Here is a 10065-nt window from a genome sequence, read left to right on the forward strand (position 1 = left end):
CAGAAGAGACGTTGAATGAGCAAAATCCTGAATAATCGGGCAATGGCGCCACGGGTTTTCGCCGAGCAGGCCAAGGACCCGGGGTCTTGGGGTGCCATGGTCTCGTCGGCCCTCCTGGCGCTGGACATGGAAACCGACCAGCCCGAGTCCTTCACAGCCCGGATACGGAACCGCAGCCAGGGCGGCATCCATCTGGCGGAGATCGAGGCGTCCGGGCATGCAGCACGCCGCGGGGCGGAGCGCGTGGCAGAGGACGCGGGATCGCTCGTCCTCTGCCACGTCCTCAGCGGCGAGGGATACATCATCCAGGACGGCCGGCAGGCGCAGCTGGGGCCGGGGGACTTCGGCTTCTACCAGACCGCGCGGCCCGTCGAGATCGTTGTTCCGACGGGATTCAACATCCTGTTCCTGAAATTTCCGCAGTCCCTGGTCACGCTGTCGACCCTCCAGATCGCGGACCTGGTCGCGGAACGGCTGGACAGCCGTTCGGGGCTGGGGCCGGCGATGGCCGGGCTCCTGGGCGGCCTGAACTCGGTGGTGGACACTCTCTCACCTGAGCTGCAGATGCTGACGCTCCACAACGCGGTGGACCTGACGTCCACGATGATGCGCCATGAGCTGGCCGCCACCGTCAGCGCCGAACCGGCGGGGCAGAAGCGCGTCCGCTTCGAAAGCATCGCCGCGTACATCGACGCGCAGCTTCACGACCCGGACCTCACGCCCGGCCGCATCGCCGCGGCGAACTTCGTCTCGGTCCGCTATCTGCACGCCATCTTTGCCGAATCCGGCGAGACCGTAGGATCCTGGATGCGCACCCGCAGGCTGGACCGCTGCGCCCGGGACTTGCGCGACCCCCGCCTGGCCGACAGCCCTGTCAGCGTCGTGAGCCACCGCAACGGGTTCAAGAACCAGTCCTATTTCAGCCAGCTCTTCAAAGAAGCGATGGGCCAGGCACCCGCGGAATACCGGGCCGCGGCGCTGAAAGAGGGTAGACCGGCAGTTCACGGACCCCACAAGAAGGAGAAGCCATGACGTTATCCCGGGAGGAAGACAGCTCGCTGCGGCACTGGAGCGCCCGCCTGATCCAGGCCCTGCAGATCCTCGATCTGGACGTCGACCACGAGAAGATCGTCGACGTCGCGAACGAGTCTGCGGAGGCCGTGAGCCCCAACGCCGGAGCCATCAGCGCGTTCATTGTCGGGTACGCGGCGGGCGCTGCGTCCACCCATGGCCGGAAAGGCTCACAGGAGGCCGTGCACGCCGCTGCCGAGAAGGTCATTGGACTGTGCCGGCACGGCGAGTCGGGCGGCCCGGACGAAAAGGGCTGGACCAAGACGGCGCAGTAGGGTCCAGGCCCAGCAACGACCCGCGGACAAGCGCCGCCGGAACAGATTCTCTGCCCCGGGGGACATGCCCTCCCCACGGGGCCGGGGATGGACATGGTGGCATTATGTCCAGTGGCCGCGGGCAAGGCTGGGCATGTCCCGCGGAGCGTCGGATACCTACCGCGCCTGGGCCGCCCCGGGCGTCACCCGCTCGGCAGCGTCCGGTGTCTGGTCCGGGCTCGGCTCGAGACGGACGATGACCGCCTTGGAAACCGGGGTGTTGCTGCCTTCGGCCGTATGGTTCAGCGGGACCAGGACGTTGGATTCCGGGTAGTAGGCGGCCGCACAGCCGCGGGCGGTGGGGTAGGAGACCAGGCGGAACTTGCGGACCATGCGCTCCACGCCATCCTGGTACTCGCCGCGGATGTCCACGTACTGCCCGTCGGCGAGGCCAAGCTCGGCGATGTCCTCCGGGTTGACGAACACGACGTGGCGGCCCTTCTTGATGCCCCGGTAGCGGTCGTCGTGCCCGTAGATGGTGGTGTTGAACTGGTCGTGGGAGCGGATGCTCTGCAGGATCAGCGTCCCTACCGGCCGCTCGATATGCTCGAGCTCGTTCACCGTGAGGACGGCCTTGCCGGTGGGTGTCGGAAACGTGCGGGAATCCCGCGGCCCGTTGGCCAGGATGAAGCCGCCCTCCTGCCGGATCCGTTCGTTGTAGTCTTCGCAGCCGGCCACAACGCGTGAGATGTGGTCGCGGATGAGGTCGTAGTTTTTTTCGAAGCCGTCCCAGTCGGCGTTGATCCTATTGCCGACGACTTCCTTTCCGAGCAGGCTCACGATGGCCGGCTCCGAGAGGAGGGTGTGCGAGACGGGCTCGACGCTGCCCCAGGAGGGATGGACCGCGCAGACGGTGTCCTCCACCGACACGAACTGGGGCCCGGACTCCTGGATATCGATCTCGGTGCGGCCCATGGTCGGAAGGATCAGCGCCTCCGCGCCGGTCACCGTGTGGGACCTGTTGAGCTTGGTGGAGATCTGTACCGTCATCTCGGTCTGTTCCATGGCGGCCTCGGCGGCGTGCGTGTCCGAGATGGCCGCCACGAGGTTGCCGCCGAGGGCCATGAAGACCTTGATGCCGCCGTCGCGCATTCTGTTGATCGTCTCGACGGCGTCCGTGCCGTGTTCGCGGGGCGGCTCGAAGCCGAATTCGTTGCCGAGGGCCTCCATGAAGGACTGCGGCATCTGCTCCCAGATGCCCATGGTGCGGTCGCCCTGGACGTTGCTGTGCCCGCGGATCGGGGAGGCGCCGGCGCCCGGTTTGCCGATGTTGCCGCGCAGCAGGAGCAGGTTGATGATCTCCTTGATGGTGGCCACGGCCTTCTTCTGCTGGGTCAGCCCCATGGCCCAGGTGATGATGACCCTTTCCGCCTTCAGATAGCGGTCCGCGAGCTCGTCGATATCCTCGGTGCGCAGGCCCGTGGCCTCCAGCACGGCCCGTTCGTCGAGTTCGGCCAGGTGCTTGGTGAGTTCTTCGAGCCCTTCGCAGTGCTCCGCCAGGAAGGCGTGGTCCAGCACGGTCCCCGGGTTCCTGGCCTCGGCGTCGAGCACGCGCTTGGAGACCGCCTGCAGCAGCGCCATGTCTCCACCGATCCGGATCTGCAGGAACTGGTCCGCTATCTGCGTGCCGTGGCCGACGATCCCCTTGACCTTCTGCGGGTTCTTGTACCGCCGCAGCCCGGCCTCGGGCAACGGGTTGACGGCCACAATCCGGCCGCCGTTTTCCTTGCACGCCTCAAGCTCGGTGAGCATGCGGGGATGGTTGGTGCCCGGGTTCTGGCCCATGATGATGATCAGGTCCGCCATGGCATAGTCGTCGAAGCTGACGGTGGCCTTGCCGATGCCGATGGTCTGCCCCATGGCCCAGCCGGAGGATTCGTGGCACATGTTGGAGCAGTCCGGCAGGTTGTTGGTGCCGTAGCCGCGGACGAAGAGCTGGTACAGGAAGGCGGCCTCATTCGAGGTCCGGCCGCTGGTGTAGAAGGCCGCGTGGTCGGGGGAGTCCAGGCTCTTGAGCTTGGTGCCGATGATCCGGATCGCCTCGTCCCAGCTGACCGGCCTGTAGTGGTCCTCGCCGGCAGGTTTGTGGACGGGCTCCGTGAGCCGGCCCTGCATGCCCAGCCAGTACTCGGAGCGGCTCCGCAGCTCGCTGACGGAATGCTCCGCCCAGAAGTGGGAGGCGATCACCACGGGGGTCGCCTCCCAGGTGACGGCCTTGGCGCCGTTCTCACAGAACTCGAACGCCTTGCGGTGGTGCGGGTCCGGCCACGCGCAGCTGGGGCAGTCGAACCCGTCCTTCTGGTTCATCTTCAGCACCGTCCTGCGCGTTCGGTCCAGCCCCATGTGCTCGACGGCGGGCATCATCGAATGCAGGACCCCGGGGATGCCGGCTGCCCAGCTCTTCGGTCCGTCTCCGGCCTCGATATCCTGTTCGTCAACTTCCTCGATCCGAGGATTCTTGCGGGTCACCGTGAACTTCCCTTCTGAAAACACCACCGGGACCCGATGGCGCCGCTCTGCCGCTATGCGCCCTGCTTGCAGGCCTGTTACAGGCCTACCAGCTTGCCCGGACTGCCGCAAGCAATCCGCCACCGCTGAACCCTGGTGGGGACAGCCCGTGCAGGTCATTCCAAGTTTTTTCGAGGGTAATTCCAAGTTTTCCGGGGGTCACCACCTGCACTCTGGCACCATCACTCACTCTAAGAGGCAGGTGTGCAATGAATGTGTTTTAATCCTCAAGGGTGGAGGGCCAAAGATTAGTCTTTGGCAAACCAACCCGCATAGTCGCAGCAGGGACCGCAATGGCCCTGCTCAGTTTCGTCGGACTCACCACATCCGTGGTCGGTGCCAACGCCATCGTGGCCCCGGTCGGTCAGGGCTTCACCGTGGCCCCATCCGACCTCGCGTTCATCCTCAAGCAGATCAAGATCGCTGAACACCACGCCGCAACCCTGTCGCCGGCCCACCCGTGTGACACGCTGGTCGGCCCCGGTCCCGACCAGATCCCCGATGCCCTCACCTCGTACGGTCTGCGGACGGTGGACGGCTCGTGCAACAACCTGATTCCGGGTCGGGAGAAATTCGGTGCGGCAGACCAGCCCTTCCCGCGCTTCACCACTCCCGTCTTTAGGGCCGCCGAGACCACACCTCCTGGCTTCGGCCCGCCCGCCCCGACGTCCTATGCGCAGAAGAGCGGATCGGTGTTCGACTCGCAGCCGCGCGAGATCAGCAACCTGATCGTCGACCAGACCTCCACCAACCCGGCTGCCGTGGCGGCCGCCAAGTTCCCGGTCAGGACTCAGCGCGCCCCTGGCCTGGACGCGTGCACCACGGACCCGGTGGGCACCACACCCGGGATCCCCGCCGGCTGCGTGCCGTCGCACCAGACCCTGTTCATCCCGAACGTCACCACGGATGTGGGTCTCTCGCCGCCCTACAACTCCCTGTTCACCTTCTTCGGCCAGTTCTTCGACCATGGGGTCGACCAGACCGTCAAGAGCGGCGGCACGGTCTTCGTTCCGCTCCACGATGACGACCCGCTGATCGCCGGACCGGACCACATCCTCGGCAATGCCGACGACCTGCCGGTGAACCAGCGGTTCATGGTGCTGACACGGGCGCAGAACCAGCCCGGTCCCGACGGCGTCCTGGGCACCGCCGACGACATCCAGAACGCCAACAACACGGACTCGCCCTGGGTGGACCAGAGCCAGACGTACACCTCGCACGCATCGCACCAGGTGTTCGTGCGCGAGTACGTGAACAACCCCGCCGGCAAGCCGGTCTCGACCGGCAAGCTCCTCGGCGGTCTCGGGGCTGGTCTTACCTACCTCAACTCCCCGGACGGGACCACGGGCATGGCCACCTGGGCCTCGGTCAAGAACCAGGCCCATGACCTGCTCGGGCTCAAGCTCGTCGACACGGACGTGACCAACATCCCGATGCTGGCCACCGACCCGTACGGCAAGTTCATTCCCGGCCCAGCGCGCGGCCTGCCGCAGTATGTAACGGCGACGGGCCTGGTCGAGGGACAACTCGACGACCCGTTGACGACAACGGTAGACGAGACCGTGCCGGTCCCGGCGGACGTGCTCCACTTCGACACGCCTTTCCTGACGGACATCGCGCACAACGCGGACCCGTCGCCCCAGGACACGGATCACAACCCTGCCACTCCGCCGGTTGCGCCGGTACCTGATGCAGACAATACGCCGTCCGCGGACTTCGCCAACCAGCCCGCGGGCACGTACGACGACGAGATGCTCAACGCGCACTTCATCGCCGGTGACGGCCGGGTCAACGAGAACATCGCCCTGACCACGATCCACCAGGTCTTCCACTCCGAGCACGACCGCCTGATCGACGACATCAAGAACACGCTGAACGGCGACACGTCGGCCACCGGTGTGGCGGCCCTGGCTGAGTGGAAGCTCACTGCAGGCACGCCTGACGGCTGGAACGGGGAGCGCCTGTTCCAGGCTGCCCGCTTCGTCACCGAGATGGAGTACCAGCACCTGGTGTTCGAGGAGTTCGCCCGCAAGGTCCAGCCCGCAATCCAGCCCTTCCACGTCTACCACTCCGACATCAACCCCGCGATCCACGCCGAGTTCGCCCACGCCGTGTACCGCTTCGGGCACTCGATGCTGGACGACACGGTCGCCCGCACCAACGAGAACGGGTCGGACAATTCGATCCCGCTGCTCAAGGCGTTCCTGAACCCGCCCGAGTACTTCAACAGCGGTTCCGCCATACCGCTCACTCCGGCGCAGGCCGCCGGCAGCGTCGTCATGGGCTCCTCGGACCAGGTGGGTAACGAGCTCGACGAGTTCGTCACCGAGACGCTGCGCAACAACCTCCTGGGGCTGCCCCTGGACCTGCCCACGCTCAACATGACGCGTGCCCGTGACGCGGGCGTCCCGCCGTTGAACAACGTCCGCAGGCAGATCCATGCGGCAACCAACGATGGCCAGCTCGCACCCTACACAAGCTGGTCGGACTTCGGTCAGCACCTCAAGCACCCTGAGTCGCTGATCAACTTCGTCGCGGCGTACGGCAAGCACCCGTCCATCACCAGCCAGACGACCCTGGCCGGCAAGCGGGATGCGGCCAGGGCCATCGTAAACCCGGCACCCACCGACGTCCCGCCGGCAGATGCCGCCGACTTCATGTTCGGCACCGGAGCGTATGCGAACACGGCCGACGGTGTGACCGTCACGGGCCTCGACGACGTCGACCTCTGGGTCGGCGGGCTCGCGGAGATCACGAACCTGTTCGGCGGCCTGCTGGGCAGCACCTTCAACTACGTCTTCGAGAACCAGCTGACCGATCTGCAGAACGGGGACCGGCTGTACTACCTGGCCCGCACCCCCGGCATGAACCTGCGCAGCCAGCTCGAGAGCAACTCGTTCGCAGAGCTGATCCAGCGCAACACGGACGGCACGAACACGCTGAAGGCCGACGCGTTCGCCACGGCCGACTGCAAGTTCCAGCTCTCCAACCTCAATGGAACGCCCGCCGGCTTCACCGCCTTCGGGTCAACAGTCGCCAACGATCCGACGACCGCGTGCGACGAGACAGCGCTGCTCCTGCGCAAGCCTGACGGGACCATCCAGTACCGCCAAGTCAACAGCGTCAACCCTGTGGGCATCAACGGGCAGTCCGTCTACAACGGCACACCCGGTGTCGACCGGATCTTCGGCGGCAACGACAACGACACCTTCTGGGGCGGCGCAGGCAATGACGTCATCGACGGCAACGGCGGCGACGACGTCATGCTCGGCGGCGACGGCAACGACATCATCACCGACCTGGCCGGCAACGATACCTTGAAAGGCGGCCCCGGCAACGATGCGCTCGACGGAGGGATCGGCAATGACGCCATCATGGGTGGCGATGGCCAGGACTTCACCAGCGGCGGAGGCAACGACAACACCACCTTCGGCGGTCCGGGCAACGACTTTATCCGGGCCGGTGACGGCGCGGATGTCGTATTCGGCGACGGAGGCGACGACTGGATCGAGGGAGGCTCCGGCCAGGACCTGCTCCAAGGTGACCACGGCGCGCCGTTCTTCGATGATCCTGCCCAGACCAAGCCGGGCAACGACATCATGATCGGCCAGGTGGGAGAAAACGATTACGACGCCGAGGGCGGCGACGACATCATGTCCGCCAACGCGGCGATCGACCGGTTCGCCGGCGCCGCCGGGTTCGACTGGGCCATCCACCAGTACAACACTGTCCCAGCCGACGATGACATGAACATCAACCAGCAACTGAACGGCGTGCCGCTGCAGGTGGTCGTCAACCGCGACCGCTGGCAGGAGACCGAAGCTGACTCCGGTTCCGGGTTCAATGACGTCATTCGCGGCACCAACACCGTCCCCAGTGCCGTAGGTGGCGCCGGGTTCAGCGGCTGCGACGTGCTCGACCAGGCAGGCCTGGACCGCATCAGCGGACTGGCTGCGCTGCTTCCGCCGCTGACCGGCGATCCGGCTCCGGTAATCGCGGCCTCGGCGATGAAGGCCTGCCCGACGAACGGTCCGATCTGGGGCGATGGCAACATCCTCCTCGGCGGCCCCGGCAGCGACACGATCGAAGGTCGTGGCGCTGACGACATCATCGACGGCGACAGGTACCTTCAGGTGCGGATCAGTGTCCGCACCAACCCGGCCGACCCGGCAACCGAGACCGGCACCACCGACCTGATGGAGAACAAGGCCACCAGCGGCGACTTCGGGCCGGGAACAGCAGGCATGACCCTGCAGCAGGCGGTCTTCGCAGGACTTGTCGACCCCGGCAACCTGGTGTCCGTCCGTGAGATTCTGAGCCCGCCTGCCGGGACGGACACGGCGTCAGTCGACACCGCGGTCTTCTCCGGCCCGCTGTCGAACTACACGATCGAGTCCGTCCCCGCCACGGGCACCACGCTGGCCTCGGTGAAGGTCACCCAGACCGGCGCCAATGTAGCGGCCCAGAAGGTCAGTGACGGAATCGATACCCTGCGCAACATCGAGATGCTCCAGTTCTCGGACCAGACAGTGTCCGTCGCGTCCGCGGTGGCACCGGTACCGGCGGCACCGGCGATCGGCGCAGCGACTGCCGCGGCAGGTTCGGCGACCGTGAGCTTCACGGCCCCTGCCAATGTGAGCCCGGCGATCACGAGCTTCGAGATCGTCGCGACTCCGGCCACGGGCGCTGCCATCACGGTGACCGGAATCCCGGCGACCGCAACCAGCGGTACCGTTACCGGCCTGACAAACGGGACGACGTTCACCCTCCAGGTGCGCGCCGTGAACGCGAACGGTCCCGGCCCGCTGTCCGCGGCCTCCAACCCGGTGACTCCGGCAGTGGTACTCCCCGGAGCCCCGGCGATCGGCGCAGCGACTGCCGCGGCAGGTTCGGCGACCGTGAGCTTCACGGCCCCTGCCAATGTGAGCCCGGCGATCACGAGCTTCGAGATCGTCGCGACTCCGGCCACGGGCACTCCCATCACGGCGACCGGAATCCCGGCGACCGCAACCAGCGGCACCGTTACCGGCCTGACCAACGGGACGACGTTCACCCTCCAGGTGCGCGCCGTGAACGCGAACGGTCCCGGCCCGCTGTCCGCGGCCTCCAACCCGGTGACTCCGGCAGTGGTACTCCCCGGAGCCCCGGCGATCGGCGCAGCGACTGCCGCGGCAGGTTCGGCGACCGTGAGCTTCACGGCCCCTGCCAATGTGAGCCCGGCGATCACGAGCTTCGAGATCGTCGCGACTCCGGCCACGGGCACTCCCATCACGGCGACCGGAATCCCGGCGACCGCAACCAGCGGCACCGTTACCGGCCTGACCAACGGGACGACGTTCACCCTCCAGGTGCGCGCCGTGAACGCGAACGGTCCCGGCCCGCTGTCCGCGGCCTCCAACCCGGTGACTCCGGCAGTGGTACTCCCCGGAGCCCCGGCGATCGGCGCAGCGACTGCCACGACAGGTTCGGCGACTGCCACGACAGGTTCGGCGACCGTGAACTTCACGGCCCCTGCCAATGTGAGCCCGGCGATCGCGAGCTTCGAGATCGTCGCGACCCCGGCCACGGGCGCTGCCATCACGGTGACCGGAATCCCGGCGACCGCAACCAGCGGCACCGTTACCGGCCTGACCAACGGGACGACGTTCACCCTCCAGGTGCGCGCCGTGAACGCGAACGGTCCCGGCCCGCTGTCCGCGGCCTCCAACCCGGTGACTCCGGCAGTGGTACTCCCCGGAGCCCCGGCGATCGGCGCAGCGACTGCCACGACAGGTTCGGCGACTGCCACGACAGGTTCGGCGACCGTGAACTTCACGGCCCCTGCCAATGTGAGCCCGGCGATCGCGAGCTTCGAGATCGTCGCGACCCCGGCCACGGGCGCTGCCACCACGGTGACCGGAATCCCGGCGACCGCAACCAGCGGCACCGTTACCGGCCTGACCATCGGGACGACGTTCACCCTCCAGGTGCGCGCCGTGAACGCGAACGGTCCCGGCCCGCTGTCCGCGGCCTCCAACCCGGTGACTCCCACGAGAGACACCGTGGCTCCCACGGTAAAGCTGCCGACGACCCCGGCAGCGGGTGCCTTCTCCGTAAGCCAGACCGCCAACCTGACGGCAACGCTCAGCGAAGCGGTGAGGGGAGTCACGGGAACCAACTTCCAGCTCCGGCT

The 10065-nt window shown here is 66.8% G+C and carries 4 protein-coding genes; 3 read left to right on the forward strand and 1 reads right to left on the reverse strand.

The genetic code is table 11. The features are described from left to right. Positions 1-42: 42 nt before the first annotated feature. Both J9611_RS10505 and J9611_RS10510 read left to right on the forward strand, forming a co-directional pair. A complete protein-coding gene (locus J9611_RS10505) occupies positions 43-1032 on the forward strand; it encodes an AraC-like ligand-binding domain-containing protein (RefSeq protein ID WP_211879966.1) in 990 nt (329 codons plus the stop codon). Further along, the gene (locus tag J9611_RS10510; RefSeq protein ID WP_211879968.1) at positions 1029-1346 is read left to right on the forward strand and encodes a DUF6457 domain-containing protein; all 318 of its coding nucleotides are present in this window, start codon (positions 1029-1031) and stop codon (positions 1344-1346) included. Before J9611_RS10505 ends, J9611_RS10510 begins: the two co-directional genes overlap by 4 nt. Before the next feature lie 156 nt (positions 1347-1502). Here the strand turns inward: J9611_RS10510 and J9611_RS10515 are convergent, their stop codons facing one another. Further along, on the reverse strand, positions 1503-3854 hold the full coding sequence (locus tag J9611_RS10515) for an FdhF/YdeP family oxidoreductase (RefSeq protein WP_211879969.1): 2352 nt from the start codon (positions 3852-3854) through the stop codon (positions 1503-1505). Positions 3855-4186: 332 nt separating this feature from the next. On the opposite strand from J9611_RS10515, the gene J9611_RS10520 reads away from it, so the two are divergent. After that, the coding region (locus tag J9611_RS10520; protein WP_211879971.1) for a peroxidase family protein at positions 4187-10065 on the forward strand (5879 nt) is incomplete at its 3' end.

Source organism: Pseudarthrobacter albicanus (assembly GCF_018224015.1).
Taxonomy (GTDB): Bacteria; Actinomycetota; Actinomycetes; order Actinomycetales; family Micrococcaceae; genus Arthrobacter; species Arthrobacter albicanus.